The sequence below is a fragment of the Mesorhizobium dulcispinae genome, assembly GCF_033977345.1.
Classification (GTDB): Bacteria; Pseudomonadota; Alphaproteobacteria; order Rhizobiales; family Rhizobiaceae; genus Mesorhizobium; species Mesorhizobium dulcispinae.
In genome coordinates, this window is the sequence record NZ_JAVIIY010000003.1 from 342,070 (window position 1) to 368,351 (window position 26,282).

The 26,282-nt window shown below is 64.6% G+C and carries 25 protein-coding genes and 1 pseudogene; 12 read left to right on the top strand and 14 right to left on the bottom strand.

The window, feature by feature from the left end; all coding sequences use genetic code 11:
• Positions 1–23 precede the first annotated feature (23 nt).
• Positions 24–509 (top strand): MarR family winged helix-turn-helix transcriptional regulator, encoded by a 486-nt coding sequence (locus RFN30_RS09555; protein WP_320261836.1) that lies wholly within the window; start codon positions 24–26, stop codon positions 507–509.
• 22 nt (positions 510–531) lie between these two features.
• Here the strand turns inward: RFN30_RS09555 and RFN30_RS09560 are convergent, their stop codons facing one another.
• The 4 genes from RFN30_RS09560 to RFN30_RS09575 all read right to left on the bottom strand — a co-directional run bounded on the left by RFN30_RS09560 (position 532) and on the right by RFN30_RS09575 (position 2,963).
• Positions 532–957, bottom strand: a complete 426-nt coding sequence (locus tag RFN30_RS09560; protein WP_320261837.1) for a DUF1178 family protein — start codon at positions 955–957, stop codon at positions 532–534.
• The gene (locus RFN30_RS09565; protein ID WP_320262079.1) at positions 954–1,814 is read right to left on the bottom strand and encodes a carbon-nitrogen hydrolase family protein; all 861 of its coding nucleotides are present in this window, start codon (positions 1,812–1,814) and stop codon (positions 954–956) included. Before RFN30_RS09565 ends, RFN30_RS09560 begins: the two co-directional genes overlap by 4 nt.
• Before the next feature lie 2 nt (positions 1,815–1,816).
• A complete protein-coding gene (gene grxC / locus RFN30_RS09570) occupies positions 1,817–2,086 on the bottom strand; it encodes a glutaredoxin 3 (protein ID WP_040998470.1) in 270 nt (89 codons plus the stop codon).
• A 76-nt stretch (positions 2,087–2,162) separates the two neighbouring features.
• The gene (locus RFN30_RS09575) at positions 2,163–2,963 is read right to left on the bottom strand and encodes a ComF family protein (RefSeq protein ID WP_320262080.1); all 801 of its coding nucleotides are present in this window, start codon (positions 2,961–2,963) and stop codon (positions 2,163–2,165) included.
• Between the two features lie 64 nt (positions 2,964–3,027).
• Here RFN30_RS09575 and RFN30_RS09580 point away from each other — a divergent pair, with 64 nt between their 5' ends.
• The gene (locus RFN30_RS09580; protein WP_320261838.1) at positions 3,028–3,900 is read left to right on the top strand and encodes a methyltransferase domain-containing protein; all 873 of its coding nucleotides are present in this window, start codon (positions 3,028–3,030) and stop codon (positions 3,898–3,900) included.
• 193 nt (positions 3,901–4,093) lie between these two features.
• Here the strand turns inward: RFN30_RS09580 and RFN30_RS09585 are convergent, their stop codons facing one another.
• The 5 genes from RFN30_RS09585 to argJ all read right to left on the bottom strand — a co-directional run bounded on the left by RFN30_RS09585 (position 4,094) and on the right by argJ (position 7,265).
• Positions 4,094–4,276, bottom strand: coding sequence for a Flp family type IVb pilin (locus RFN30_RS09585; RefSeq protein WP_320261839.1), 183 nt, complete (start codon positions 4,274–4,276; stop codon positions 4,094–4,096).
• A gap of 111 nt (positions 4,277–4,387) precedes the next feature.
• Positions 4,388–4,705, bottom strand: a complete 318-nt coding sequence (locus RFN30_RS09590) for a hypothetical protein (protein ID WP_320261840.1) — start codon at positions 4,703–4,705, stop codon at positions 4,388–4,390.
• A 120-nt stretch (positions 4,706–4,825) separates the two neighbouring features.
• Positions 4,826–5,248 (bottom strand): (deoxy)nucleoside triphosphate pyrophosphohydrolase, encoded by a 423-nt coding sequence (locus RFN30_RS09595; protein WP_278206507.1) that lies wholly within the window; start codon positions 5,246–5,248, stop codon positions 4,826–4,828.
• Complete coding sequence (locus RFN30_RS09600; RefSeq protein WP_320261841.1) at positions 5,245–6,024, bottom strand: GNAT family N-acetyltransferase; 780 nt, start codon at positions 6,022–6,024, stop codon at positions 5,245–5,247. Before RFN30_RS09600 ends, RFN30_RS09595 begins: the two co-directional genes overlap by 4 nt.
• On the bottom strand, positions 6,024–7,265 hold the full coding sequence (gene argJ / locus RFN30_RS09605) for a bifunctional glutamate N-acetyltransferase/amino-acid acetyltransferase ArgJ (RefSeq protein WP_320261842.1): 1,242 nt from the start codon (positions 7,263–7,265) through the stop codon (positions 6,024–6,026). The genes RFN30_RS09600 and argJ overlap by 1 nt, the downstream gene beginning before the upstream one ends.
• 185 nt (positions 7,266–7,450) lie before the next feature.
• Between argJ and RFN30_RS09610 the strand changes: the two genes are divergently transcribed.
• On the top strand, positions 7,451–8,044 hold the full coding sequence (locus tag RFN30_RS09610; RefSeq protein ID WP_320261843.1) for a TetR/AcrR family transcriptional regulator: 594 nt from the start codon (positions 7,451–7,453) through the stop codon (positions 8,042–8,044).
• A gap of 58 nt (positions 8,045–8,102) precedes the next feature.
• Here the strand turns inward: RFN30_RS09610 and RFN30_RS09615 are convergent, their stop codons facing one another.
• Positions 8,103–9,020, bottom strand: coding sequence for a peptidylprolyl isomerase (locus tag RFN30_RS09615; RefSeq protein WP_320261844.1), 918 nt, complete (start codon positions 9,018–9,020; stop codon positions 8,103–8,105).
• A gap of 264 nt (positions 9,021–9,284) precedes the next feature.
• On the opposite strand from RFN30_RS09615, the gene secA reads away from it, so the two are divergent.
• Positions 9,285–12,017: a preprotein translocase subunit SecA gene (secA, locus tag RFN30_RS09620; protein ID WP_320261845.1), complete on the top strand. Its 2,733-nt coding sequence runs from the start codon at positions 9,285–9,287 to the stop codon at positions 12,015–12,017.
• A 116-nt stretch (positions 12,018–12,133) separates the two neighbouring features.
• Here the strand turns inward: secA and RFN30_RS09625 are convergent, their stop codons facing one another.
• Complete coding sequence (locus RFN30_RS09625; RefSeq protein ID WP_320261846.1) at positions 12,134–14,734, bottom strand: helix-turn-helix transcriptional regulator; 2,601 nt, start codon at positions 14,732–14,734, stop codon at positions 12,134–12,136.
• A gap of 244 nt (positions 14,735–14,978) precedes the next feature.
• On the opposite strand from RFN30_RS09625, the gene RFN30_RS09630 reads away from it, so the two are divergent.
• From RFN30_RS09630 to RFN30_RS09650, 5 genes are all read left to right on the top strand, one after another.
• Positions 14,979–15,251, top strand: coding sequence for a DUF4242 domain-containing protein (locus RFN30_RS09630; protein ID WP_126091742.1), 273 nt, complete (start codon positions 14,979–14,981; stop codon positions 15,249–15,251).
• A 495-nt stretch (positions 15,252–15,746) separates the two neighbouring features.
• Positions 15,747–16,250, top strand: coding sequence for a hypothetical protein (locus RFN30_RS09635; protein WP_320261847.1), 504 nt, complete (start codon positions 15,747–15,749; stop codon positions 16,248–16,250).
• A 322-nt stretch (positions 16,251–16,572) separates the two neighbouring features.
• Positions 16,573–17,976, top strand: a complete 1,404-nt coding sequence (locus tag RFN30_RS09640) for a lipopolysaccharide biosynthesis protein (RefSeq protein WP_320261848.1) — start codon at positions 16,573–16,575, stop codon at positions 17,974–17,976.
• The gene (locus tag RFN30_RS09645) at positions 17,976–19,256 is read left to right on the top strand and encodes a GNAT family N-acetyltransferase (RefSeq protein WP_320261849.1); all 1,281 of its coding nucleotides are present in this window, start codon (positions 17,976–17,978) and stop codon (positions 19,254–19,256) included. Before RFN30_RS09640 ends, RFN30_RS09645 begins: the two co-directional genes overlap by 1 nt.
• A 72-nt stretch (positions 19,257–19,328) precedes the next feature.
• Positions 19,329–20,489 (top strand): YncE family protein, encoded by a 1,161-nt coding sequence (locus tag RFN30_RS09650; protein ID WP_320261850.1) that lies wholly within the window; start codon positions 19,329–19,331, stop codon positions 20,487–20,489.
• A 105-nt stretch (positions 20,490–20,594) separates the two neighbouring features.
• Here the strand turns inward: RFN30_RS09650 and RFN30_RS09655 are convergent.
• The 3 genes and pseudogenes from RFN30_RS09655 to RFN30_RS09665 all read right to left on the bottom strand — a co-directional run bounded on the left by RFN30_RS09655 (position 20,595) and on the right by RFN30_RS09665 (position 23,105).
• Positions 20,595–21,004, bottom strand: a pseudogene (locus RFN30_RS09655) (organic hydroperoxide resistance protein).
• Positions 21,005–21,038: 34 nt separating this feature from the next.
• The gene (locus RFN30_RS09660) at positions 21,039–22,073 is read right to left on the bottom strand and encodes an alpha/beta fold hydrolase (RefSeq protein WP_320261851.1); all 1,035 of its coding nucleotides are present in this window, start codon (positions 22,071–22,073) and stop codon (positions 21,039–21,041) included.
• A gap of 30 nt (positions 22,074–22,103) precedes the next feature.
• The gene (locus tag RFN30_RS09665; RefSeq protein WP_320261852.1) at positions 22,104–23,105 is read right to left on the bottom strand and encodes an aldo/keto reductase; all 1,002 of its coding nucleotides are present in this window, start codon (positions 23,103–23,105) and stop codon (positions 22,104–22,106) included.
• 152 nt (positions 23,106–23,257) lie between these two features.
• On the opposite strand from RFN30_RS09665, the gene RFN30_RS09670 reads away from it, so the two are divergent.
• From RFN30_RS09670 to RFN30_RS09680, 3 genes are all read left to right on the top strand, one after another.
• Positions 23,258–24,142 (top strand): AraC family transcriptional regulator, encoded by an 885-nt coding sequence (locus tag RFN30_RS09670; RefSeq protein ID WP_320261853.1) that lies wholly within the window; start codon positions 23,258–23,260, stop codon positions 24,140–24,142.
• Between the two features lie 245 nt (positions 24,143–24,387).
• Positions 24,388–25,152 carry a glucose 1-dehydrogenase gene (locus RFN30_RS09675; protein WP_320261854.1) on the top strand — a complete coding sequence of 255 codons (765 nt, stop codon included), beginning with the start codon at positions 24,388–24,390 and terminating at the stop codon, positions 25,150–25,152.
• A 53-nt stretch (positions 25,153–25,205) separates the two neighbouring features.
• Positions 25,206–26,183 carry an oxidoreductase gene (locus RFN30_RS09680; protein WP_320261855.1) on the top strand — a complete coding sequence of 326 codons (978 nt, stop codon included), beginning with the start codon at positions 25,206–25,208 and terminating at the stop codon, positions 26,181–26,183.
• The last annotated feature ends 99 nt before the right edge of the window (positions 26,184–26,282 follow it).

Sequence of the window (26,282 nt, forward strand, 5' to 3'; positions counted from 1 at the left end):
CAAGATACTTTGCGGTGAGGCACATGGACCGTGCGGCGAGAGCGATCGAGCAATGGCGGAAGGAGCGGCCCGACCTTGACGTCTCGCCGATGGGCGTGATCGGACGGTTGAGCGAAGCCGCGTCGCTGATCTCGCGAGAGCGGCTGGCGCCGCTCTTCGCCCGCTTCGGATTGCAGCAAGGCGAGTTCGACGTGCTGGCGACGCTTCGTCGTTCAGGCGCGCCTTACGCCCTGACACCGACCGAGCTTTACGAGGCGACGATGGTCACATCCGGCGCCATGACCGCCCGGCTCGACCGGCTGGAAAAGGCCGGCCTGATCCAGCGCGCGCCGCATCCCAGCGACCGGCGCGGCATCGTGGTCCAGCTCACCCCAAAAGGTCTTGCACTGGTCGATGAGGCGCTTACCGCCCATGTCGCGAATGAGCATCAAATCCTCAACGGGCTGACACGCGAGGAGCGGGAAATGCTGGCGACGCTGCTGAAAAAACTGATCGGAAACCTGAGCTAAGGTGTGTTGAGATCAACACACCTTAGTTTCGGTCCTCTGGGAAGCTCGGGATCGGCATGAACTCGACGCCGTCCTCGGCGAGGCTTTGCGCCTCTTCCGGCGTCGCCTCGCCATAGATGCCGCGCGGATCGGTCTCGCCGAAATGGATCTTGCGCGCCTCCTCGGCGAATTTGTCGCCGACATAGTCGGCGTTCTCGCGCACCTTTTCGGCCAGCTCTTTGAGCTGCGCCAGCGCCTGTTTCTGCGCCTCGCCCATGGCTAAAGCCATCTTCTCCTGCTTGCGGGACGTCGACACGGCCGGCGCCATCAGCGCCTTCTCGACCTTGTGCGAGCCGCAGGTCGGGCAATCGACGAAGCCACGCTTCTTCTGCGTGTCGAAGTCGTCATTGCTGCGGAACCAGGCTTCGAACTCGTGCTCGTGTTCACAGATAAGCGAAAATCGGATCAAGAGGCTGCACCCCTGAGGCGCGGCGCCTCGCCGGCATTGACGGTGAAATCCCGCGCGTTCTTCAGATTGGGAATTTTCCGGCGCGCGGCGGCCGACTGCGCCGGATCGATCTCGGCCACGACCACGCCCGGCTCGTCATGTGCGGCCTCGGCGATGATGCGGCCCCACGGGTCGACGATCAGCGAGTGGCCATAGGTCTCGCGACCGTCCTCATGCAGGCCGCCCTGCGCGGCAGCGATGACATAGGCGCCGTTCTCGATCGCGCGCGCCCTGAGCAGCACATGCCAGTGCGCCTCGCCGGTCTGGCGGGTGAAGGCTGCAGGCACCGAAAGCACCTGAGCCCCCGCCAGCGCCTCGGCGCGGAACAGCTGAGGGAAGCGCAGGTCATAGCAGACGGCAAAGCCCAGCCTCGCGCCATCGATGTCGGTGACGATGGCCTCCGTCCCCGGCTCGTAAGAGGCGGATTCACGCCAGCTTTCGCCATTGTCGAGGTCGACGTCGAACATGTGGATCTTGTCGTAATTGGCGATCGTGCCGCCATCGGGCGCGAACAGGAACGCACGGTTGGCAAGCTTGCCGTCGGCGCGCAAGATGGCCGTCGAGCCGACATGCAGGAAGATGCCGAGTTCCTTGGCCAGTTTCCGCGCGGTCGAGATGACGACGTCCTTGTCCTCTGTGGTGAAAGCGGCACCGCCCGCTTGCTTGTCGCGGACGAGCGCGCCGGTCATTTCCGGCGTCTGGACATAGGTGGCGCCCTGGCTTGCCGCCTCGCGCACCAGCCTTTCCATGTCGGCCGCGTTGCGCTCCGGGCCGGTCCCCGAACGCATCTGCACCGCCGCCGCCTTGAAAACGCCCATGATCAAGCCCTCGCTCCGTTGGCAAGCAGCACGTCCAGCCGGCCCTGAGACTCCAGTTCGTGGAGGTCGTCGCAGCCGCCAACATGCGTGTCGCCGATGAATATCTGCGGAAAAGTGGTGCGCCCGTGCGCCCGGGAAATCATTTCCTGGCGCAATTCCGGCGAGAACGACGCGTCGTGCTCGGTGTAAGCCACACCCTTGCGCTCGAGCAGCCGCTTGGCGGCCGTACAATAACCGCACATCATCCGGGTGTAGATCGTCACATCGACCATCGATCAGCAATCCTGCCTGTGCACGTCGCCCCATGGTTGTGCGAAAGCGACCTGCACCAAAACAACAACTCAAACCCTATATAGTCGCGGTCTCATCGGCCCGAAAGTCCCCCGGCAGGACGCGCGCGAAGGTCAGTACGTCGACGGCACCGGCGCCGCCCTTCTTCAGCGCCTTGGCCACCGACCGCACGGTGGCGCCGGTGGTGAAGACATCGTCGATGACGAGCACCCGGCGCCCGGCGATCTCGATCTCGGCTTCCGGCGGGACCCGGAAAGCGGCGCGCACATTCTCCTCGCGCTCGTGCCGCTCCAGGCCGACCTGCTGGCGCGTGAGTTTTACGCGCCTGACGGCGGAGGGCGAGAAAGGCAGGTTGCTCAGCTGCGATACCGCCCTGGCAAGTTCCGCCGACTGGTTGAATTGTCTGCGCAAGAACCGCCGCCAGTGCAGCGGCACAGGCACCACAACATCGGCTTCGGCGATCAGCTCGGCACCGGCGCGCATCATCCAGCGCGCCATCCACGGCGCGAGATCCGTGCGATCCTGGTATTTCAGCCCCTGCACCATCTGGCGCGCGACGCCTGAATAGACGACCGCCGACCGCGCCCGCTCAAAAGGCGGCGGATCGGCGATCGCCTCGGCGGAGAGGAAGCCCTCGCCCATGTCATGGGTAAAAGGCGTGCCCATCACCGGACACCAGGGCTTCTCCAGCAGACGAAGCTTCGGCCAGCAGGCGCCGCACAGCACGCCGGGCTGCGAGACATGGCGGCGGCAGCCGGCGCAGACCGGCGGGAACAGCATACGCGCCGGCCAGCCGAACGCCTGCCGCGCCATATCCTTGATCGCAATGGTCTTGATCTTGTGCACCGGATCGGCCACGTGAAGGAAAACCCCACGCCACCATAGCATCGGTCCGCCCTGCGCGGACAACAGGAATAGCCCATTGCAGCCCTTGATCGACACGGAGGTCTGGCTTGCGCACAAGCGCCGGGCGCTCATGCACCCGGTCGACAGCGCCGATTTCCTGATGCGGCGGGCGGCGGAAGACCTTGCCGACCGGTTGGGTGCGGTCGAGCGCAAATTCGGCAAGGCGGCGGCGCTGTTTTGCCAGACATCGGCTGCGACCAGGGCGCTCGCCGGCAGCGGCAAGGTGGCCGAAATCGTTCGCGTGGAGGCGGATGACGCCTTCCTGGCCGGCGAAGCCGGGGTCGTCGTCCCCACGGAAACCGTGCCATTCGAAGCCGAAAGCCTCGATCTCGTCGTCTCGCTGCTGTCGCTGCAGGCGATGAACGACATTCCCGGCGTGCTGGCGCAAATCCGTCGCGCGCTGAAGCCCGACGGGCTGTTCCTCGGCGCTTTAGCCGGCGCCGGCACGCTTGCGGAGCTGCGCGAAAGCCTGCTTGCCGCCGAGACCGAGCTTTATGGCGGCGCGAGCCCCCGCGTTCTGCCATTCACCGACGTGCGCGACGCCGGCGCGCTGCTGCAGCGTGCCGGCCTGGCGCTGCCGGTCGCCGACGTCGAGACGGTCACGGTGCGCTACTCCTCGCTGTTCGGACTTGCCGCCGATCTGCGCGCCATGGGCGAGACCAGCCCGCTTTTAGACCGCAGCCGGCGTCCGGCCACCAGGCGGTTGTTCGCCCGCGCCGCCGAAATTTATGCCGAACGTTTTTCGGACCCGGACGGCCGCATCCGGGCGAGCTTTTCGATCGTGTGGATGTCAGGCTGGGCGCCCGACGCCTCACAGCAGAAGCCGCTCAAACCAGGCTCGGCCAAGGTCTCGCTGAAGACGATCCTGGAGAAGCCGGCGGGGCACTAACCCACCCTAGCAGGGTTAGAGCAATTCCAGGAAAAATGCGTAGCGGTTTTCCGTCCGGAATTTCGTAAAAACAAAGAGATAGAGCGGTTCGCCGTTTCCGTGAAACGGTGAAACGCTCTTGAGCAATTCCAGGAAAAGTGTGCAACGGTTTCTGCGCAAGACAGATAACCGACGTCGGACCGCTCTAACGCGGTCAGTGCTTCGCAAAGGCGTTGGCAAGTTTGCTGTTGTTGTCGGAGAACAGCCACTGGAGCGCATCGGCGGCCTTGCCGACGCCGCCGACGATTGCAAGCGACAGCACGGCAACGATCAGGCCATATTCGATGGCCGTGGCGCCCGTTTCATCCTGTAGGAATTGCTGCAGCAGGTTTTTCATGGTCGTCGATCCCTCTTGTCGGGAACCATAAGGCCTACCCGTTAAGAAAGGTTAACGGCAAAAGCTTAACAGGGGGTGAAATAGCCTCTTCTCGCTGAATTTGTTAACCAATTAGCAGTCACCGTAGCGGCTGCCATCGTTGCGGATCACGCAGATGGAACTCGGCAGCGGCTGCAGAACGCTTCGCCGCAATGTGTAGGTGTCGCGGCGGCCGATCGAGCCGGTGCTGGACATGTCGAGCCCGCTGGTCAGACCGTTACGTGCGCCCTGCGGCCGCGTCTGGCTGTCGAGGAAAGGCGTTGCGATCAGCGCCAGCGCCACCGCGGCCGACCCGAAAAGCAAGGCGATCCGCAAAATACCCATGCCGGCATCGGCGGCGCGGAAAGTGCGGTCGGGCCGGATCGAGTCCCATTCTCTCTCGAGGCTCATGGATTGGCTCCAAGCAAATCTGCATGCCGCCGCGCGGACGACTTTGCCTCAATCTTCCATGTCGAGATAAATCTTCCATTAACGCTGCCTAAAACAGGCGAGGCAACGACTGTTTAATGATCACAAGAGATCGATGAGGAACTGGATCAGCGGCGCGTCAGCCGGCGGCATCGGGTAGTCGCGCATCTGGCGCGGCCTGACCCATTTCAGCCCCTGCCCTTCCTTCGGCTGCGCGATGCCGCGGAACTTCCGGCAGACATAAAGCGGCATCAGCAGGTGGAAATCGTCATAGCTGTGGCTGGCGAAGGTGAGCGGCGCGAGGCAAGGGATCTCGGTCTCGATGCCGAGTTCCTCATGCAGCTCGCGCACCAGGCATTCCTCGGGCGTCTCGCCCGGCTCGACCTTGCCGCCCGGAAACTCCCACAAGCCGGCGAGCTGCTTGCCTTCGGGGCGCTGCGCCAGAAGCACGCGCCGGTCGGCGTCGACCAGCGCGCAGGCCGCGACGAGGAGCAGACGCTTTCCGGCTGGCTTGATCTCGCTCATGCGCCAGGCGGCCGGCGATAGTGGTAGCGATAGACTTCCTCGAAGCCGAGCGACCGATAGAGCGAGAGCGCCGCAACATTGCCGGCCTCGACCTGCAGCCAGGCTTCGCGCGCACCGCGCAGCCGCGCCCATTTCAACGCCGACAGGATGAGGTTGCGGCCATGGCCCTTTTTGCGCGCCGATTTTTCGGTGGCGACTTCGAACAGTCCGGCGAGGTCGCCGTCATGAACGCAGATCAGCGTCGCCAGCGGGTCGTTGCCGTCCTCGAGCGCAAACAGCCCCGCCTCAGGCTGGATGGCGCCGATGACTTCCGACAGGCCGGGGCGCAGCGAGGCGTCCGAGCCGTTCGTCCTGATCGCCGCGCCGATGAAGCGGCTGATGTCCTTCAGCGGGATCTGGTCCATCGCCGCGTCGAGCTCGGCCTCCTTGAGCGGCAGCCGCATCACCAGCGATTCGTCGAACCGGCTCCAGCTCGCCTCGTCGAGATGCTTCGACAGCACCTTCCCCGAAAGCGGCGACATGCGAAAGGTCAGCGGCCGGCCATAGGCATCGAAGCGGCGGCTGGCGCGCGCGATGCGCTCGGCAATGTGCTGGGTGTCGCCCGGATCGAGCGGATTGACCGAATTCAGGCGCTTTGCCGGATGGCCGGCCGTCAGCCGCACCACCCATGTCCCGTCATAATGGACGGCCGCCGCCGGCCAGGCGCGAAAGCCCGCCGCCTCGTAGCGACGCACGATCGCGAGCACGCTTGCCGGATGTCCGGACACCGGCGCCATCAGCTCCGGTAGTCGCCATTGATGGCGACATATTCCTTGGTGAGGTCGCAGGTCCACACCGTCGCCCTGCCGCGGCCGATGCCGAGGTCGGCGCGGATGCGGATGTCGTCGCGCTTCATATAGGCCGAGGTCGCTTCTTCCGAGTAAGCCGGATCGCGCTCACCCTCATGCGCCAGCCGGTTGTCGCCGAACCAGATCGACAGCCGGTCGCGGTCGGCTGGTTCGCCGGCCTTGCCGACGGCCATGACGACGCGGCCCCAATTGGCGTCCTCGCCGGCGACTGCCGTCTTGACCAGTGGCGAATTGGCGATCGAAAGCGCGATGCGCTTGGCCGAGCGGGCGGACTTGGCGCCGGTGACGGTAACCTCGACCTGTTTGCGCGCGCCCTCGCCGTCGCGCACCACTTGCAGCGCCAGCGACTTCAGCACCTTGCCGAGCGCGCGGCGGAAGGCGCCGAGCCGCGCATCCTTCGGATCGCTGATCGTCGGCGCGCCGCGCGCGGCGGCCTTGCCGGTGGCGAAGATGAGCAGCGTGTCGCTGGTCGAGGTGTCGCTGTCGACGGTGACCGCGTTGAAGGTCTTGGCCGTGCCGCGCGACAACAGATCCTGCAGCACGGGTGCCGCGATCGGCGCATCGGTGGCGATGAAGGAGAGCATCGTGGCCATATCGGGCGCGATCATGCCGGCGCCCTTGGCAATGCCGTTGATGGTGACTTCGGCGTCGCCGAGCTTCACCGTCTGGGTTGCCACCTTCGGATAGGTGTCCGTGGTCATGATGGCCTTCGCCGCCTCGGTCCACAGATCCGGCTTGCCGTCCTTGACCAGTCCGGCGAGCAGGTGGCTGAATTTGTTGGTGTCGAGCGGCTCGCCGATGACGCCGGTCGAGGCGAGGAACACCTCGCTCTCGGAGCATCCGCCGGCCTTCGCCGCCGCCTCGCCCGTCAAAGCCGTGGAAGCGCGGCCCTTCTTGCCGGTGAAGGCGTTGGCGTTGCCGGAATTGACAACCAGCACGCGCGCCTTGCCGGCGGGCAGGTTCTGGCGGCAATAATCGACCGGCGCCGAGGGACATTTCGACTTGGTGAAGACACCGGCAACAGCCGTGCCGGGATCGAAGACCATGGCAAGCAGATCAGTGCGATTCCGGTATTTGATCCCGGCCTCGGCGGTCGCGATGCGCACGCCCTCGATGACCGGCATCTTGGGGTATTTCTTCGGTGCGAGCGGCGAAATCGTTGCGGACATGGGGACCCCGGGCGGCAGAACGCGAAAGGAAGGCCGGTTTGCCCGATAGCGCGCGCCGGCGCAAGAGGCGTTCTGGCCACGCTTCAAGGGCTCCGTTTGCGGTTCAGCAATCTAAAACGGTCCGTTTCGTTTGGCCTAGAGACCCAATATGATCGCCAGGAGATTCATCGGCTAAGGACGGAGAAATGGGCGAACTCGCCGCCCCGGGACGCAAATCGATCGGCGCAAAGCGAAACCCGGAAAGCGCCGACGCCATCATCGAGGCGGCAGAAGCGGTGCTGGCGGAGGCCGGCTATTCCGGCTTCTCGATCGAGGCCGTCGCGCGCCGGGCGAGGGCCGGCAAACCGACCATCTATCGCTGGTGGCCGAGCAAGGCGGCGCTGCTGATCGAGGTCTACCAGCGGCAAAAGCGCGTCGAGGTGCCCGATACCGGCAGGATCGAGGAGGATCTTGCCGGCTTCCTCATAAATCTTTTCGCGCACTGGCGTGACACTTCGTCCGGCAATGTCTTCCGGTCGCTGGTCGCCGAAGCGCAGTCCGACGAGACCGCCGCGGTGGCGCTTGCCGACTATGCGAAAGGACGGCGCGCCCATACCGGCGGGATGATCGAGCGAGCCAAGGCGCGCGGCGAGGTGGCGGCGGACGTCGATGCCGGGATCGTGGCCGACCTGATCGCCTCCTACGCCTGGAGACATCTTTTGACCAACCGCCTCGACGAAGACGAGACGGCCATCCGGACCGCGGTGCGATATGTGGTGCACGGCATAGCGCCCGCCTGAAATGCGAAAGGGCGCCCGAAGGCGCCCTCTGCAGCATCTTTTAGCTATGTATGCCGGATTACTTGCCGCTCTCCAGCGTGTTGACCGCCGCCTTGAGCTTCTCGTCCTGAATCTCGACCTTGGCGGCACCGCGCAATTCCTTGACCATGGCGAAGTACTTGTCGCGGATCACGGCCTGCCTGGCCTGGTCCTTGACGTCGTCGAAGGCCGGCGGCTGCTTGGCGCGCTTGTCCTCGACCTTGATGACATGCCAGCCGAACTGCGACTGCACCGGCTCCTTGGAATATTTGCCGACCTCGAGCGCAAACGCCGCCTTGTCGAACTCCGGCACCATCTGTCCCGGGCCGAACCAGCCGAGGTCGCCGCCGCTCGACTTACCGCTCGGGTCGCTGGTGTGCTCGTTGGCGAGCTTCTGGAAATCGGCCCCGCCATCGAGCTGCTTGATGATCGCCTCGGCCTCTTCCTTCGTCTTCACGAGGATGTGACGGGCGTGGATCTCGTTGACCGGCGGCGTGTTGGCTATTTCCTGGTCGTAGCGGGCGCGGACATCGGCATCCGTCACCTTGTTGACGACCTCCTTCTCGACCACCTCACCATGCAGGGCGCGCTGCTGCAGGAAGGCCATGCGGCGCTGGAAGTCAGGATCCTTGTCGAGGCCGCTGTCGACCGCCTTCTTGGCCATGACACGGATTTCGATGGCCGCCGAAAGGGCGGCGGCGCGGCGCTGTTCCGGCGGCAGCTGCGCAAACTGCTGCGACAGCTCGCCTTCGGCGAGCGCGAGGTCGGCCTCGGTCAGCTTCTCGCCGTTGATGGTGGCGACCACGGCGTTCGGATCGACCGGTGCGGCGGCGGGAGCAGCGGCGTCCGGCTGGGCGGGCTTGGTTTCCTGCGCCATCAGCGACGACAGCGAAAGAGCCGAGAGCCCGAAGGCCAAGCCAAGGCTGGCGAGCGACGCGCGGCGGAACGACAGGGACATCAAGATAAACTCCAATGGGGATTGCCAATAAGGATCGCTTGAGCGGAAAGGTTCCAGATCAGTCCGATTGTGGCGGAATTTGGCGCTGCCCATAGGGTCAACGCGGCGTTGACATCGATTGAGCCCCCTCTTATCTGTCCAACGACTTGGCGTCCAGAACCGTTTTCCGGGCGCTATTTGCGTTTGTCCGCATTCACGCGGATTTGATGGGGCCGCCAGGTGCCTGTCGCAAACGGCTAAAATTGCTATCGAAAGGACCATTGGATGGTCAGTCTCGGCGCTCTCGCGCGTAAGGTTTTCGGCTCTTCCAACGACCGCCGAGTCAAGTCGACCCGGCCCCGGGTCGAGGCAATCAATGCCATGGAAAACGAGATGCGGGCGCTCTCCGATGCCGAGCTTGCGGGCCGCACGGAAAAATTCCGCCAGGATCTCGCCAACGGCGCTTCGCTCGACGACTTGCTTGTACCGGCCTTCGCCACCGTGCGCGAGGCGGCCCGCCGCGCGCTGGGCATGCGTCCTTTTGACGTGCAATTGATCGGCGGCATGGTGCTGCACAATGGCGGCATCGCCGAAATGCGCACCGGCGAGGGCAAGACGCTGGTCGCCACCTTGCCGGTCTATCTCAACGCTCTCGCCGGCAAGGGCGTCCATGTCGTCACCGTCAACGACTATCTCGCCAAGCGCGACGCCGAATGGATGGGCCGCATCTACAAGTTCCTTGGCCTCACCGTCGGCATCATCGTTCATGGCCTCTCCGACGACGAGCGCCGCGAAGCTTACGCAGCCGACGTCACCTACGCCACCAACAACGAGCTCGGCTTCGACTATCTGCGCGACAACATGAAGTACGAGCGCTCGCAGATGGTTCAGCGCGGCCATGCCTACGCCATCGTCGACGAGGTCGATTCCATCCTGGTCGACGAGGCGCGCACGCCGCTGATCATTTCCGGTCCGCTCGAGGACCGCTCGGAAATGTACAACACCATCGACGCCTTCATGCTGAGGCTCGGTCCGGCCGACTACGAGGTCGACGAGAAGCAGAAGACCACGATCTTCACCGAGGACGGCACCGAGAAGCTGGAAAACATGCTGCGCGACGCCGGCCTGTTGAAGGGCGAGTCGCTCTACGACGTCGAGAACGTCGCCATCGTCCACCACGTCAACAACGCGCTGAAGGCGCACCTCCTGTTCCAGAAGGACAGGGACTACATCGTGCGCAACGGCGAGATCGTCATCATCGACGAGTTCACCGGCCGCATGATGCCCGGACGCCGCTATTCGGAAGGCCTGCACCAGGCGCTCGAGGCCAAGGAGCATGTGCAGATCCAGCCGGAGAACCAGACGCTGGCCTCCGTCACCTTCCAGAACTATTTCCGCCTCTACAAGAAGCTCGCCGGCATGACCGGCACGGCGCTGACCGAGGCCGAGGAATTCGCCAACATCTACAATCTCGAAGTCACCGAGATCCCGACCAACCTGCCGGTCGTCCGCAAGGACGAGGACGACGAGGTCTATCGGACGGTGGACGAGAAGTACAAGGCGATCGTCAAGGAGATCAAGGAAGCGCGCGACAAGGGCCAGCCGATCCTGGTGGGCACCACCTCGATCGAGAAGTCCGAGCAGCTGGCCGAACGCCTGCGCAAGGACGGCTTCAAGAATTTCGAGGTGCTCAACGCCCGCCACCACGAGCGCGAGGCGGCCATCGTCGCCCAGGCCGGCAAGCCCGGTGCCATCACCATCGCCACCAACATGGCCGGCCGCGGCACCGACATCCAGCTCGGCGGCAATGCCGACATGCGCATCGCTGAGGAGCTGGCAGAGGTTCCGGCCGGACCGGAGCGCGATGCGCAGGAAAAGCAGATCCGCGACGACGTCGCGCAGCTGAAGGAGAAGGCGCTTGCCGCCGGCGGCCTCTACGTTTTGGCCACCGAACGCCATGAATCGCGCCGCATCGACAACCAGCTCCGTGGCCGCTCCGGCCGTCAGGGCGACCCTGGCCGCTCGAAATTCTTCCTGTCGTTGCAGGACGATCTGATGCGCATCTTTGGCTCCGAGCGCATGGACGGCATGCTGCAGAAGCTCGGCCTCAAGGAAGACGAAGCGATCATCCACCCGTGGATCAACAAGGCGCTGGAAAAGGCGCAGAAGAAGGTCGAGGCGCGCAACTTCGACATCCGCAAGAATCTGCTGAAGTACGACGACGTCTCCAACGACCAGCGCAAGGTGGTGTTCGAGCAGCGAATCGAGCTGATGGACGGCGAAGGGCTGTCCGAGACGGTCACTGAAATGCGCGAGGGCGTCATCGAGGAAGTCGTCGCCAAGAACATTCCCGAAAACGCCTATGCCGAACAGTGGAATGTCGCCGGCCTGAAGGAGGAAGTGGCGCAATACCTCAATCTCGACCTGCCGATCGAGGAGTGGGTCAAGGAAGAAGGCATTGCCGAGGACGATATCCGTGAGCGTATCTCGGCCGCCGCCGAGGCAGCCGCCAAGGAACGCGCCGAGCGCTTCGGCCCCGACGTGATGAGCTATGTCGAGCGTTCGGTCGTGCTGCAGACGCTCGATCATCTGTGGCGCGAGCACATCGTCAATCTCGACCACCTGCGCTCGGTCGTCGGCTTCCGCGGCTATGCCCAGCGCGATCCGCTGCAGGAATACAAGGGCGAGGCCTTCGAGCTGTTCCAGGGCATGCTCGGCAATCTGCGCCAGGCCGTCACCGCGCAGCTGATGCGCGTCGAACTGGTCCGTCAGGCCGCTGAAGCGCCGCCGCCGGCAGCGCCCGACATGTTCGGCAGCCACATCGACGGCACCACCGGCGAGGACGACTTCCAGGGCGGCGAAACGGCGTTGCTGGTTCGCCAGGAATCCAATGCCATCGTCGCGCCGGAAAATCGCGACCCGAAGAACCCGGCGACCTGGGGCAAGATCGGCCGCAACGAAGCCTGTCCCTGCGGCTCCGGCAAGAAATACAAGCACTGCCACGGCGCCTTCGCTTAATCTCCTTCCTTCTCCCCGTTAACGGGGAGAAGGTGCCCGAAGGGCGGATGAGGGGCAGCGCCGGCGCGCGATCGTGCGAACGCCAAGCTTCTCCAGGCGTTCCCGCCCGACAACCGTCACAACAACCCCGACGCCCGCGCCGCGGCCGTCGCCTCGCCGCGCGAGACAGCTTCCAGTTTCTCCAGCACAGCCGAGACATGGTGATCGACCGTCTTCGGCGAGATGGTCAGGTGTGCGGCGATCTTCTTGTTGGAGAAGCCGCGCTCGATCAGTTGCAGCACCTCCATCTGGCGTTGGGTGAGGCCGGCAAGGTTGGCGCGCGTTGCCTGCCTTGGCCCTCTCGCGATATGGCCGACCCCGCTCTGCCGCATCAGGCCGCGCACATGCTGCGCCACCGGCCTTGCGCCAAGACCTTCAAGAATGTCGAGCGCCTCGCGCAGCGCCGCCTCGTCGCCATGCAGCAAGGCGAGCGCGCGCTCGAAGGGAGCGTCCATCCCGGCCCAGAACGCCGCGGCACCGCGCCAGTCGCCGCCAAGCAAAAGCCGATGCGGCTCGGCCATGCCGCTGGTCTCACCGGGATCGCTGTCAGGCGACAGAAGTTGGCGCCAAGTTACGAGCTCGCCGACCACGGCGCGCGTCGGCGACAGGCTTTCGGCAAGATCGATAAGGCGCAGAGCCTCGTCCGCATCGCCTTGCCCTAGCCATGCGAGCTCGGCCATCACCGCCGCGTAAGGCACCAGCCGCTGCAGCTCCATGCCTTTGTCCAGGAAGCGCCTCATCTCGTCCAGCACCGGCTCCGCCGATGGATCGCCCCGCCGGATGCGCAGTCTCGCCAGCGCCACCAGCGAAGGGTAGCGCACCAGCGCAGTGGTTGCGTCGTCATCGATGACGTCATGCGCCATCATCGCCGCGTCGTTCCACAGGCCGCGCCGCAGCAGCAGCTGCGCCTGCACGCCGCGCATGTAATCGCGCCAGGTCGCCAGATCGTTCTCGACGCAATAAGCGATGCCGCGCTCGAGGAAGGCTTCCGCCTCATTGAGGTTGAGCCTGTTCATCTCGACGCAGGCGCAATTGGTGAAGGCGCGCGCCGCATGCTCCTGGAAATTCCCCGCAAGGGCGATTCCAAGGCTGCGGGCGAGATCGCGTCGCCCTTTGGCGAAATCCAGCCATTGTCCGGCGGCGCCGACATTGTTGAGCGCGTGACAGAGAATGTCCGGCCGGTTCAGTCGCTCCGCCAGCTCGACGGCCTTGGCTCCGAGCGAAACCGTCTCCTCGAGCCTTTCGGCCAGCATGGCCAGTTGGGAAAGGTTCGAGTAGGCCATGGCAAGCTCGGCGCTGTCGGGCGCCGTTTCCAGAAGCTCGACGGCCTGCACGCCGAACCGGTCCGCGGCCGCGCGGTCGCCGACGAGATAAGCGAAGCGCGACAGGCATCTGAGGCTGTCGCCTTCCTTCAGCCTGTCGCCCAGCGCCTGCCACAGACGGCGCGCCTCGCCCTGCGCCGCCATGGCCGCGTCGATGCGGCCGATCAAATGGCATTCGAAGGCATGGCCTTCGTGCAGCGCCGCCTGGCTTTCCATCGGCAGGGCGTCAGAATAGCGCAAGGCGACCTCGTAATGGCCGGCTGCATCGCGATGCGCGCCGACCCGCGAGGCCTCGCGCGCGGCGAGCGGCGCAAGTGTGCGAACGGCCTCCAGGTTCTGCGCCTCCACCGCATGATGCACCAGCCTCGCGGTGGCCACATCCGGGTTTTCCTGCAGCGCTGCGAGCGCGCGCTGGTTGTATTCGCGCCGCCGGCTCGGCGTCAGCGCCATCTCGACGGCGCGGCGGGCGATCTCGTGGCGGAAGGCGTAGCCGTCGCCAAAGTCCTCGAGCAGGCCTTGGCTGACGCATTCGGCGAGTTGCCCGGCGGCGGCGATCCCGCAGAGGCCCTGCAGCGCCCAGCCGTCGGCGCGGCGCGGAAACACGGACACCGCGTCTAGCATCGAGCGAGCGCCGGGCGACAGCCGCTCTGCCCGCGCCAGCACGGCATCGCGAACGCTCGCCGGTAGCGCGGTATCGCTTTCGGCGGCGAGCAGCTCCGTGACGAAGAAGGCATTCCCGGCGGTGGCCCGGTAGATGGCGTCGCCATCGCGGCCGGCCAGCTCCGCCAGCGACAGCACCGCGGCCGCGCTGAGCAGCGGCACCTCGATACGCACGACATTGCCGGCCGGGATCTCGCCAAGCGCGCGGCGCACGCGCGCCTGTCCCTCGCTGCGGTCCGTCCGCGCCGTGACCAGCAGCAGGATGTGGGAGTTTGCAACACGCCGGCCGAGGAAGCGGACGAAATCGAGCGTCGCGTCATCCGCCCAATGCAGATCCTCGATGACCAGCAGGCTCGGACCTTTCGCCTCGAAAACGTCGAGCGCATCGGAAAACAGCGGCAGGCGCTGCCCCTGCCGATCGTCGATCGCGCGCGGCAGTTCCCACTGCGCCTCGCGGGCGAGGTCGTAGAGCGGCCCCAGCGGATCGGGGATCGACAGGTCCTCGCAGGCGCTGCGCAGCAGGGTCACCCCTTGCCCCAAACGATCCACGCCCACATGATCCACGAAAGCCTCGACCAGCGCCGTCTTGCCGGCGCCGGCCTCGCCTGACAGCGCCGCGACGCGGCCGCAGCCTTGCATCGCGTCCGCCAGCAGGGCCTCCAGTTGCCGCAGCTGCGTCTGCCTTTCCAGAAGCATTGTCGTTTCTCTCGCGAAGTCAGGATTCAACCGCGGCGGGGTACCGCCTCGATAGTCCGGATGGGTGCTCGGAAATGTGACCTTCCACACATTGAGGTGCCCCTCTCCACAAATAACGTTCCTAACATGGGGAATCGTCCCACCCAATATGGGGAAAGGCTCCGATGCGCGGATTTTGCGAGCGTGGTTTTAGTCCGGCCGCGCTCGAACCGAGCGCGATTCAATCACCAAAGGAAAACCAATCATGCCTCGCTATCTGGTTGAACGTACATTTCCCGACGGGCTCAACGTGCCGATGAACGATGCCGGCGCGACCGCCATGGGCGGCGTCATCGCCCGCAACGCCGAAAAGGGCGTGACCTGGGTGCAGTCCTTCGTCTCGCCCGACAAGTCGAAGAGCTTCTGCATCTACGACGCGCCCTCGCCCGAGGCGATCCGAAGCACCGCGCAGAAGAATTCGCTTCCCGTCGACAAGATCACGGAGGTGCGGGTCCTCGACCCCTACTTTTATCGCTGATCGAACAGCCGAGCGAGAGAACGATGCGCTTCAGATCGTCCCTGCCGGTGGCGGACCTGATGTCATGCCGGACAGCGAGGAAAATACCCGTCCCGGCGGATATCCTCAGGCCACGGCGCGGTTTTATCCGGCGGGCCGTGGCGGGGCTGCTTTCGCCTTTGCGAAACCGGCGCCGCCGGTTGCCCCCACGGGACGACTATCTGAGACGCGACATCGGCCTCGAGGAGCGCGAGATGCCACGCGAATACTGGGAATATTGGTGGCATCACCGCTGATTTTTGAACGGCGGGCCCGAACGGCCCGCCACGGCAACAGAGCAATTCCAGGAAAAGTGTGTAACGGTTTTCCGTCCGGAATTGCGTCAAAATAAAAAGATGGAGCGGTTCGCCGTTTCCATGAAACGGTGAACCGCTCTAGCAGGCGCGACAGACCTTTGGATCCGGTCTTCAACCGACCGGCTATGCGTTGCGCGCCTCAACCGAATTGGAGAGGAAAATGAACATCAACAACTGGTCCCGGTGCCTCATCGCGGCATCGGCCCTGACCGTGATGGCGGCCGGCGCCGTCAGCGCCGAAACCTTGAATCCCCTCGCCGAGAAGGTGCGGGCGGTCGACGGCCGCTTCGAGGACGTCGCGACGGCGAAAGCCGAGGGCTATGCGCCGATCCCTTGCGCCAGCGGCCTCACCGGCGGCGCCATGGGCATCCACTACGTCAATGCCGACTACCTGAAGGACGACGCCGTCGATGTCGCGAAGCCCGAGGCGGTGATGTACGAGCCGATGGCCGACGGCACGCTGAAGCTGGTTGCCGTCGAGTACATCACCTCGAAGGGCCCGGCCTCGCTCGAAGGCCATCTCTTCAACTTCAACACGGCGCCCAATCGCTACGGCCTCGGCCCGTTCTACGAACTGCATGTCTGGGCCTGGAAGCCGAACCCGACCGGCGCCTTCGCCGATATGAACCCGAACGTGTCGTGTGATGCGATGAAGGGAATGTAGGAGCGCCCTTCCCTTCTCCCCGTCACTATACGGGAGAGGGTGGCCCGAAGGGCCGGATGAGGGGCGGCGCCAACGGTTGAGATTGTCGAATCCAGGCATCCGAAGGAGGTAGCTCCATTTGCTGAGGGCGATTGGCCCCACAAGTTCGATATGCGCGCTGTAGCGCAAAATCTTCCAAAGCCTGCGCTGCCCCTCATCCGCCTGCCGGCACCTTCTCCCCGTATAGTGACGGGGAGAAGGAAGCACTCCACCCAACCGTTTCTTAATGTGTTTCGAATACAACCGACCGCTGCAAAGAGGCGGAAAACGGAGAGTATTCGGGGTGCGCTTTTCCGCGGCGACGACTGCCGGGCGGTTCCTGCCGCAGCGCTGGGCGCTGCGCATGCGGCCGTTGCTTGGCCGCATCGATGCCGTGCTGTTCACCGCCGACGAACGCGGCGAAGCCGGCCGCATGTCGCTGATCGCCTTTTCCATCCGCATCGTCAGCGCCGTCATCGCCTTCGTCAGCCAGGTGCTGATGGCGCGCTGGATGGGCTCGTTCGAATACGGCATCTTCGTGCTGATCTGGGTGACGATGGTCATCGTCGGCAACCTTGCCTGCCTCGGCTTCCACACCTCGGTCATCCGCTTCATTCCCGAATATCGCGAGCGCGGCATGCTCGCCGAACTGCGCGGCATCGTGATGGCGAGTCGGCTGTTCGTATTGATCGCCTCGACGATGATTGCCGGCCTCGGCGCGCTCGGCGTCTGGCTGTTCTCGCCCTGGATCGAGAACTACTACGTCGTTCCCTTCATCCTTGGCGTCATCTGCCTGCCGATGATCGCGATGGGCGATCTGCTGCAGGGGCTGGCGCGGGCGAACTCATGGGCGCTGTTCGCGCTGTCGCCGACCTATCTCGTGCGGCCGGTGCTGATCCTGGTGTTCATGGCGGCAATGCTCGCCATGCACTACCTGCCCGATGCCAAGACCGCGATCTTTGCCTCGATCGCCGCCACCTATGTCACGACGCTCGGTCAGTTGATGGGTGTCACCTCGCGCATGGACAGGAAGATCCCGGCCGGACCGATAACCGTGCATTTCGGCCAGTGGTTTCTCGTCTCGCTGCCGATCTTCCTGGTCGAAAGTTTTTTCTTCCTGCTCACCAATGCCGACGTGCTGATGGTCGGCGCCTATCTCGACCCCAATGACGTCGCCGTCTATTTCGCCACCGTGAAGACGCTGGCGCTGGTGCATTTCGTCTATTTCGCCGTCAAGGCGGGCGTTGCCCAGCGCTATGCGCAATTCACCCATGGCGAACCGGAAAGGCTCGCCGCCTTCGCCCGCGAGACCGTTTCCTGGACCTTCTGGCCCTCGCTGGCGATGGCGCTTTTGGTGCTGGCGCTCGGCGAGCCGATGCTGGTGCTGTTCGGCCCTGAATTCACCGCCGGCTACCCGCTGCTTTTCCTGCTGGTCCTCGGCGTCGTCGCGCGCGGCGCCGTCGGCCCCTGCGAAAGCCTGCTCACCATGAGCGGCAACCAGAACATCTGCGCCGCCGTCTATGCCATGACGCTTGCCCTGAACATCGGCCTCAACGTGGTGCTGATCCCGCTCTTCGGCCTCTGGGGCGCGGCGATCGCCACCAGCCTCGCCATGATCTTCGAGGCCGGCGCGCTGTCCTTCACCGTCTGGCGCAAGCTCGGCATCGTCATGGCGATTTTCGTGCCTGCAAATAAGGAAGTCGCCTGATGGCCGCCGTTCCCTTGCTTGAAGAGACCAGCGGCGGCCCCGCCGGCGCCATGGTGTCGGGCCTTGCGGGCCTCGCCAGGGAGGCCGACCCCGCCCACATCGAGCTCTTCGCCAACAACCGGCCGGAGCGCAAACTCGCGATCTATCCGGCCTCGGCCGGCTTCGACCTCGTCGAGGAGCTCGACTATCTCAGCGCCCGCACGATCGAGCCCAACGTCTTCTTCAATCCGCGCTTCGTGGCGCCCGCCATGCCGAGGCTCGAGGATCGCGAGGTGCGGCTGGCCGTCATCCGCGACGGCGACGAGTTCCGCAATCGGCTGCGGCTCCTGGTGCCGTTCTCGGTCGAGCGCCCGGCGATCCCGCTCGGCGTCCCGGTCATGCGCACCTGGTCGAGCCCGTTCGGCCCGCTCGGCACGCCGCTGGTCGACCGCGACGATCCGGTCGGCGTCATCGAGGATTTCTTCTCGATGCTGTCCAGGCCGCATCTCAAATTGCCGAAAGTGTTCGTGCTGCCCGACATGAAGCTGGACGGCCCGGTGGCGAGCCTGCTCACCTCCTTTGCCGACAGCCGCGGCCTTGCCCTGGTCGTCACCGGCAAGGCCGAGCGACCGGTGCTGGAAAGCGACGCCGACGGCGACGACTATCTCAAGGCCTCGCTGCGCGCGCATCACCATCGCGAATTCCGCCGCCTGAAGCGGCGCCTCGCCGACCTTGGCAAGCTGGAGCATGTGGTGGCGCGCGTACCGGACGAGATCCGCCACGCCATCGAAAGCTTCCTGACGCTGGAGGCTGCCGGCTGGAAAGGCCGCGAGCGCACGGCCATGGCGATCGACCGCTTCCGCGCCGCCTTCGCCCGCGAGGCCGTGCACAGGCTGGCCGAGCACGACATGTGCCGCATCCATTCGCTGAAGCTCGACGGCCGCACCATCGCCTGCCTGGTGGTCTTCGTCGAGGCGGGTGTCGCCTACACCTGGAAGACGGCCTATGACGAGACGCTTGCCGCCTATTCGCCGGGCACGCTGCTGATGATCGAGGTGACGAAGCAGCATCTCGAGGATCCCAACGTCGCCATGACCGATTCCTGCGCGGTGCCCGACCATCCGGTGATGAGTCGCCTGTGGATGGAGCGCAAGCCCATGGGCACGCTGGTGGTCGGCCTGACGCCCGACGCCGACCGGCTGGCCCGCCAGGCGGCCTCGCAGCTGCATCTCTACCGCGAGACCCGCAACATGGCGCGCATCCTGCGCAATCGCATGCGGAGCCTCTTGAAAAGACGCTAGATGAAAGGCTGCACACCGGCTATGGCATCCGCTGGCCGGATCCGGCCGGCTCTCTTCACAAAGCATTCCCACATGATCGAAACCTTCCTGCGCTTCGCCCGCCTTTGTGCGCCGCTTGTCCTGCTCGCCACGCTCCCGTCCCGGGCCTTCGCCGATTCCTGCCCCGAGGATTGCTCCGAGCCTGCGCCGCCGCCCGTCAACATCTACAGCCACACCACTGCCGGCCATCTCGACGCCGCCACAGTCGGTGCGCTGCCGCGCATCTATGTGCCCAACCGCTCCTCGAACAGCGTTTCCGTCATCGACCCGGCGACGTTGAAGGAGGTCGACAGGTTTCCGGTCGGCAGCAAGCCGCAGCACGTCGTTCCTTCCTGGGACCTGAAGACGCTCTGGGTGGCCAACAACGGCACCGGCAGGAACGGCAGCCTGACGCCGATCGACCCGACGACCGGAAAACCCGGCAAGCAGGTGCCGGTCGACGACCCCTACAACATGTATTTCATGCCGGATGGCAGCGCCGCCATCATCGTCGACGAGGCCCTGAGGCAGCTCGACCTGCGCGACCCGCAGACCATGGCCCTGAAATCGATCATCCCGACGCCGACCTGCCCCGGCATCAACCATGCCGATTTCGCGGCCGACAATTCCTATGCGATCTTCACCTGCGAATATGGCGACGGCGGGCTCGCCAAGATCGATCTGAAGAACCAGAAGGTGCTCGGCCATCTCGATCTCTCGAAGATGGGCATGCCGCAGGACATCAGGCTCTCGCCCGACGGCAAGGTCTTCTACGTCGCCGACATGATGAATGACGGCGTCTTCCTCATCGACGGCAACAGCTTCAAGGAGATCGGCTTCATTCCGACCGGAATTGGCGCGCACGGCTTCGTCGTCAGCCGCGACGGCAAGCGGCTCTATGTCTCGAACCGCGGCTCGCACAAGATGGAACAGGGCCGCGCCGGGGGGCCGGGCAGCGTGACCGTGATCGACTTCGCCACCCGCTCGGTCGTCGCGCAATGGCCGATCCCGGACGGCGGCAGCCCCGACATGGGCAATGTCAGCGCTGACGGCAAGCAGCTATGGCTCTCCGGCCGCTTCGACAGCGAGGTCTACATGATCGACACGACGTCAGGCACCGTGACCAAGATCCGCGTCGGAGTGGAACCGCATGGGCTGACGGTGTGGCCGCAGCCGGGACGGTATTCGCAGGGGCATACGGGGAATATGCGGTAAGGCCAAGGCTTACCGCCATCGATCTCGCGCAGATCGGCCACTGCGCCGGCAACGAGGTTGGAAAAACTGAGGCCGGCATTTCCGCCGGCCCGCCGCACTTCATTTCTATGCGAGCTTCATCTCGACGCCGATGTTGCCGCGTGTGGCTTTCGAATAGGGGCAGGTCAGATGCGCCTCAGTTCGCGCGCCAGTTCCGGAGCTAGGCCGGGCAGGCTGACATTGAGGCGTGCCTGCAGGAAATAGGCTCCCTCCGCCGTGCCCAAATCAACCTCGGCATCGACGGCCAGCCCGGACGGCAGAGCGATCTTGCGCTTGCTCGCCGCGATGCCCATCGCACCGATGAAGCAGGCCGACCAGCCAGCGGCGAAAAGCTGTTCGGGATTAGTGCCCGTGCCCTTGCTGCCCGGGGGCGACAGCTTGATGTTGAGATGTCCGTCGGAACTGCACGAGGCGCCGTCGCGGCCGCCGGTGGTGTGGGTCTTGCCGGTATAGAGAACCTTTTCGATCTTGGTCATGATGTGCTCCTTCTCGTTTGCTTGCGTGGTCATCTCAAAGCCGATCGGCGTCGATGACGGCCTTTGCGAATTGCTCTGGTGCTTCCTGCGGTGGGTTGTGACCGATGCCGCCGGTGAACAGTCGGTGCTCGTACTTGCCGGTGAAGCGCTTGGCGTAGGCCGCCGGATCGGGATGCGGGGCGCCGTTAGCGTCGCCCTCGATTGTGACGGTTGGCACGCCGATGCTGGGGAAAGTCGCGAGCTTCCTTTCGATCTCATCGAATTTCGCTTCGCCCTGCGCCAGGCCGAGACGCCAGCGGTAGTTGTGGATCGAGACCGCGACATGGTCGGGATTGTCGAAGGCCGGCGCCGAGCGGTTGAAAGTGGCGTCGTCGAACTTCCACTGCGGTGAAGCCAGCTCCCAGATCAGGCGGACGAAATCATGGGTGTATTTGGCGTATCCGGCGGCGCCTCGCTCGGTGGCGAAGTAGTATTGATACCACCACTGCAATTCGGCCTTCGGCGGCAGCGGCGTCTTGTTGAGCTCCTGGCTGCCGATGAGGTAGCCGCTGACTGAGACCAGCGCCTTGCACCGCTCGGGCCAGAGCGCGGCGATGATATCGGCGGTACGAGCGCCCCAGTCATAGGCGCCGATCACGGCCTTCTCGATCTTTAGCGCGTCCATGAAGGCGATGATGTCGACGGCGATCGCCGCCTGCTGGCCGTTGCGCGGGGTTTCGGCCGAGAGAAAGCGGGTGGTGCCGTAGCCGCGCAGATAAGGCACGATCACCCGGTATCCAGCCTTGGCCAGGATGGGGGCAACGTCGACATAGCTATGGATGTCGTAGGGCCAGCCGTGCAGGAGCAGCACAGGCGGACCATCCGACGGGCCGTCCTCGGCGTAGCCGACATCGAGAACACCGGCCTTGATCTGCTTCAGGGAAGCGAACGAGGTGTGTCCGCGTTGCCCGGCAGCGACCGGTGGCGTCTGGGCGCGAGCGCCGCTCAAGGCGCCGAACTGCGCGAAGGCTACTCCGAGTGCCAGCGTGCCAAGAATGCTGCGACGGGATTGATCGATTTGGTCCGACATGGTGTTGCTCCTGGGTTGAACGGTGAGAGATCAATGGCCGAGCGTCGCCATCATTCCTGGCAAGTAGCGTTCGCCAGCGACCGCGCCGAAGGGGGCCGCTTGCTCAAGCGCGGCCAGTTCGTCCGGGGTCAGCGCGATGTCGGCCGCAGCGACATTTTCTTCGAGATACTTGATGCGACGCGTGCCGGGGATAGGCACCGTGCCGGCCTGGATCGTCCAGGCGATAGCGAGTTGGGAAGGCTTGACGCCCTTCGCTTCGGCAATTTCGGTTAGCCGCTCGACCAGCCGCAGATTGGCCCGAAGGTTTTCGCCCTGGAAGCGCGGATCAAGGCGGCGGAAGTCGGTCGGATGCAGATTATCGAGATCCTTCAGCGCGCCCGTCAGGAAACCGCGGCCGAGCGGCGAGTAGGAGACGAAACCGATCCCAAGTTCGCGGACTGCCGCCAGCACACCGTTGTGCTCCGCCTCGCGTTCGAACAGCGAATATTCCATCTGGACGGCCGTGAGCGGGTGCACGGCATGCGCCTTGCGGATGGTCGTCGCCGACGCTTCGGACAGGCCGATGTAACGGACCTTGCCGTCATGCACGAGGCCGGCAAGTGCGCCGATCGTCACCTCGATCGGCGTCGTCGGGTCGATGCGGTGCAGATAGATAAGGTCGATGACGTCGGTTCTGAGCCGCCGCAGCGATCCCTCGACCGCCTTGCGAACGCGGGTCGGGTCGCCGGTGACGCGGGGTTTGCCATCGTCCATGGCGAGCTTGCCGTCTTCAGTATAACGGAAGCCGACCTTAGTTGCGAGAACGATCCTATCGCGCTTGCCGACAAAGGCCTTGCCGACCAGCTCCTCGTTCATGAACGGGCCATAGGCTTCGGCGGTGTCGAAGAACGTCACGCCGAGGTCGAGCGCCCGGCCGAGCGTCGCAAGACCTTCCTGCTCGTCGCTCGGACCATAGGTGGTGCTCATTCCCATGCAGCCGAGACCTTCGGCGGAGACAACCAGCCCCTGGCTACCGAGTGTTGTGGTGTGCATTTTCTGCTCCTAACGATCTGGGGTTCGGATGCTTGATTGAACCGCAGACGCCGTTCGGAGCGGTAGCGGGAAGCCATCAGCCTCTTGCACAATCCTATCAAACAATGTCTTCTGATGAACGCGTTACGCCTTAAATGCGCCAGGAGGCGCCCTTGGAGCATCTGTACGAACTTCGCACGCTCGTAGAGGGCCACGGTCAGGAAGGGGCAACCGAGACAGCCGTCACAGGACTGACGCTCTATGTCGAAACCGATCCTGAAGTGGTCGCCTATGTCGTCCACCGGCCGGTCCTTGCCCTGATCCTCGGCGGCGGGAAGCGGACGGTGCTGGGAGGACGAGTGTTCGACATCGGGCCGGGCGACTATGTGGCGGTGTCTGTCGACCTTCCGGCGACCGGACAGGTGACAAAGGCTCCATACTCCGCCGTAACGCTCGATCTGGATCTCGGCATGATCGCTGAGCTGATCTCCGAGCCCATGGCTCCGGCATGGGGCGCCGCGGCCGGCGTCGAGATGAACCGGGCCGGCCCGGATCTCCTCGATGCGATGTTGAGACTGGTCAGGTTGCTCGACCGGCAGCAGGATGTTGCGGTCCTTGCGCCGATGATCCGGCGCGAGGTGTTCTGGCGGATACTGCAAAGCCCTTGCGGCCCCATGGTGCGCCAGATCGCCCTGGCAGACAGCCGCCTTTCGCAGGTGAGTCGGGCGGTGGCGTGGCTACGCACCAACTATGCTGAGCCCGTCCGCATAGAACGCCTTGCCGATTTGGCCGGCATGAGCCCGGCGTCGTTCCATCGCCATTTCAAGGCGGCGACTGCGATGAGTCCGGTCCAGTATCAGAAGCGGATTCGCCTGCAGACCGCCCGCGCCCAATTGCTCGCACGACCGGGCGATGTTGCGGGCGTCGGCTTCAGCGTCGGGTACGAAAGCCCCAGCCAGTTCAGCCGCGAATATGCGCGCCTGTTCGGTGCTCCACCGGCGCGTGACGTTGCCAACTTCCACGAGGCGCGTGCAACGGCGCCCGGCGCAACAAACTGACGGCGCCACGACGTGCCGGGGCGTGGCCGCCGCGCTGTGACTCCCCCGCCTTCCATGTGCTGGTAAGCGTCCAAATTCGACGATTGATACGATTGTGCAATAGGTCGGCGGCATCGAGCTACCGCCTCATACTGATCCCGCGCTCTATTTCTTCCCATCGATCACACCGAAGGCGACCGGAAGTAACCGGCCACCGCTGTTCGGGCTTCGTGACGGGAAACACCAGAGTTGAAGAGGATCATGCAATGAGCAAGCAGTTTACTGGAAGAACCGCATTCATCACCGGCGGCGGAACCGGCATCGGCCGCGCCGCAGCACTGGCGCTGGCAGCGGAAGGCTGCACCGTGACCATCGCCGGACGGACGTCGCGCACGCTGGAGACCACCGTGCGCGACATCGAGGCCGCTGGCGGGTCCGCCCGCTACGCGATCTGTGACGTCGCCGATGAAGATGCGGTGGCTGCGGCGGTGAAGACGGCGGTCGGAGATAGCGGCCGCCTGGACTTCGCCATCAACAGCGCGGGCGTCGACGGCGAAGGCCCGGAGCTGACCACGGATTACCCGATGGACAAGTTCGATCGCATGATGGCGACCAACGTGCGCGGCGTGTTCCTGTCGATGAAGCACGAGGTGCTTCAAATGCAGAAACAGGGCTTCGGCGCGATCGTCAACATCGCCTCCGGTGCCGGGCTGATTGGTGTCCCCGGCTATGCGGCCTATTCCGCCTCCAAATGGGCGGAGATCGGCATGACCAAGAGTGCGGCACTGGAATATGCCCGGCATGGCATCCGCATCAACGCGGTCTGCCCTGGCCTGGTGGATACGCCGCTCTGGGCGCAGAGCGCGGCAGCCGACAAGGAAAACGCCGACCGGCTCATCGCCGCCCATCCGATCGGGCGTATCGCAAAACCGGAAGAGATCGCCGACGCCATTGTCTGGCTGTGCTCGGAACGGTCGAGCTATCTCGTCGGCACCGCGCTGCCGCTCGACGGCGGCTATACCGCGCAGTGATCGCGCCTGAAGCCGACAATCCTCAATCCCATTATAGTTGAAAGGACTTCACCATGGACACCCTCCAGGTTCCCATCGCCTCGCCCTTCGGCGCGGCCAGCACGGCGCGCGAGGTTATCAAGGGCATCGACCTATCCGGCCGCGTGGCGATCGTCACCGGCGGTCACTCCGGTATCGGCCTCGAAACCACCCGTGCGCTTTCCGAGGCCGGTGCAACAGTCATCGTGGCGGCGCGCAACCCCGACAAGGCACGCGCCGCGGTCGGCAGATCGCACAATGTCGAGATCGAGGTGCTCGACCTGATCGATCCGGCCTCGATCGACGCCTTCGCGGAACGCTTCCTGCAGAAACACCGCGAACTCCACCTGCTGATCAACAACGCCGGCTTCATCAGCTACGCGCTGGAGCGCGATGCGCGCGGCTATGAATCGCAGTTCGCAACCAACCACCTCGGCCATTTCCAGCTCACCGGGCGTCTATGGCCCGCGCTTGCGAAGGGCGCGCGTGTCGTAACGGTATCATCCGTGGGCCACCAGGCCGGGCAGGTGGATTTCGACGACATCAATTTCGAACGCCGTCCCTACGACGCCTATGCGGCTTACGGGCAGTCGAAGTCGGCGAACGCGCTCTTTGCCTTTTGGCTCGATAGGCTCGGCCGACCGGCTGGTATCCGTTCTTTCTCGCTGCATCCTGGCGGTATGATCACGTCCGGCTTCTCCAAGGGCATGAGCGAGGCTGACAAGAAGGCGAGCGGCTTCCTCGACGCCGAAGGCAAACCGGTCGTCGATCCCGCGAACAACATGAAGACGCTGGAACAAGGCGCGGCAACGAGCATCTGGTGCGCCACCAGTAGCCTCCTCGACGGGATGGGCGGCATCTATTGCGAGAACTGCAATATCGCGCGCGCCGTGCCGGCAGACTCGCAGGAACAGCTCGGCGTCCGGCCCTGGGCCATGTCGCCCGATCTGGCCGAGCGGCTGTGGCTGGCCAGCGAGAGACTCACGGGCATTTCGTTTCCCGATCACGGGTGATCGGTATCGCCGCTCCCCGCTTCGCTCGTTGGATCGGGAAGCTAATAATCTCGCTCATTTGTAGGATGAGAGACTGGTTCGGGCGGTCGGACTCGAACC

What these genes read in the sequence shown, in the direction of transcription:
- RFN30_RS09675 (WP_320261854.1), top strand. Translation starts at nt 24,388, where the DNA reads ATGAGCAAGCAGTTTACTGGAAGAACCGCATTCATCACCGGCGGCGGA.
- RFN30_RS09665 (WP_320261852.1), bottom strand. Translation starts at nt 23,105, where the DNA reads ATGCACACCACAACACTCGGTAGCCAGGGGCTGGTTGTCTCCGCCGAA.
- RFN30_RS09630 (WP_126091742.1), top strand. Translation starts at nt 14,979, where the DNA reads ATGCCTCGCTATCTGGTTGAACGTACATTTCCCGACGGGCTCAACGTG.
- RFN30_RS09610 (WP_320261843.1), top strand. Translation starts at nt 7,451, where the DNA reads ATGGGCGAACTCGCCGCCCCGGGACGCAAATCGATCGGCGCAAAGCGA.
- RFN30_RS09615 (WP_320261844.1), bottom strand. Translation starts at nt 9,020, where the DNA reads ATGTCCCTGTCGTTCCGCCGCGCGTCGCTCGCCAGCCTTGGCTTGGCC.
- secA (WP_320261845.1), top strand. Translation starts at nt 9,285, where the DNA reads ATGGTCAGTCTCGGCGCTCTCGCGCGTAAGGTTTTCGGCTCTTCCAAC.
- RFN30_RS09595 (WP_278206507.1), bottom strand. Translation starts at nt 5,248, where the DNA reads ATGAGCGAGATCAAGCCAGCCGGAAAGCGTCTGCTCCTCGTCGCGGCC.
- RFN30_RS09660 (WP_320261851.1), bottom strand. Translation starts at nt 22,073, where the DNA reads ATGTCGGACCAAATCGATCAATCCCGTCGCAGCATTCTTGGCACGCTG.
- RFN30_RS09565 (WP_320262079.1), bottom strand. Translation starts at nt 1,814, where the DNA reads ATGGGCGTTTTCAAGGCGGCGGCGGTGCAGATGCGTTCGGGGACCGGC.
- RFN30_RS09590 (WP_320261840.1), bottom strand. Translation starts at nt 4,705, where the DNA reads ATGAGCCTCGAGAGAGAATGGGACTCGATCCGGCCCGACCGCACTTTC.
- RFN30_RS09555 (WP_320261836.1), top strand. Translation starts at nt 24, where the DNA reads ATGGACCGTGCGGCGAGAGCGATCGAGCAATGGCGGAAGGAGCGGCCC.
- RFN30_RS09625 (WP_320261846.1), bottom strand. Translation starts at nt 14,734, where the DNA reads ATGCTTCTGGAAAGGCAGACGCAGCTGCGGCAACTGGAGGCCCTGCTG.
- argJ (WP_320261842.1), bottom strand. Translation starts at nt 7,265, where the DNA reads ATGTCCGCAACGATTTCGCCGCTCGCACCGAAGAAATACCCCAAGATG.
- RFN30_RS09645 (WP_320261849.1), top strand. Translation starts at nt 17,976, where the DNA reads ATGGCCGCCGTTCCCTTGCTTGAAGAGACCAGCGGCGGCCCCGCCGGC.
- RFN30_RS09600 (WP_320261841.1), bottom strand. Translation starts at nt 6,024, where the DNA reads ATGGCGCCGGTGTCCGGACATCCGGCAAGCGTGCTCGCGATCGTGCGT.
- RFN30_RS09635 (WP_320261847.1), top strand. Translation starts at nt 15,747, where the DNA reads ATGAACATCAACAACTGGTCCCGGTGCCTCATCGCGGCATCGGCCCTG.
- RFN30_RS09585 (WP_320261839.1), bottom strand. Translation starts at nt 4,276, where the DNA reads ATGAAAAACCTGCTGCAGCAATTCCTACAGGATGAAACGGGCGCCACG.
- grxC (WP_040998470.1), bottom strand. Translation starts at nt 2,086, where the DNA reads ATGGTCGATGTGACGATCTACACCCGGATGATGTGCGGTTATTGTACG.
- RFN30_RS09650 (WP_320261850.1), top strand. Translation starts at nt 19,329, where the DNA reads ATGATCGAAACCTTCCTGCGCTTCGCCCGCCTTTGTGCGCCGCTTGTC.
- RFN30_RS09680 (WP_320261855.1), top strand. Translation starts at nt 25,206, where the DNA reads ATGGACACCCTCCAGGTTCCCATCGCCTCGCCCTTCGGCGCGGCCAGC.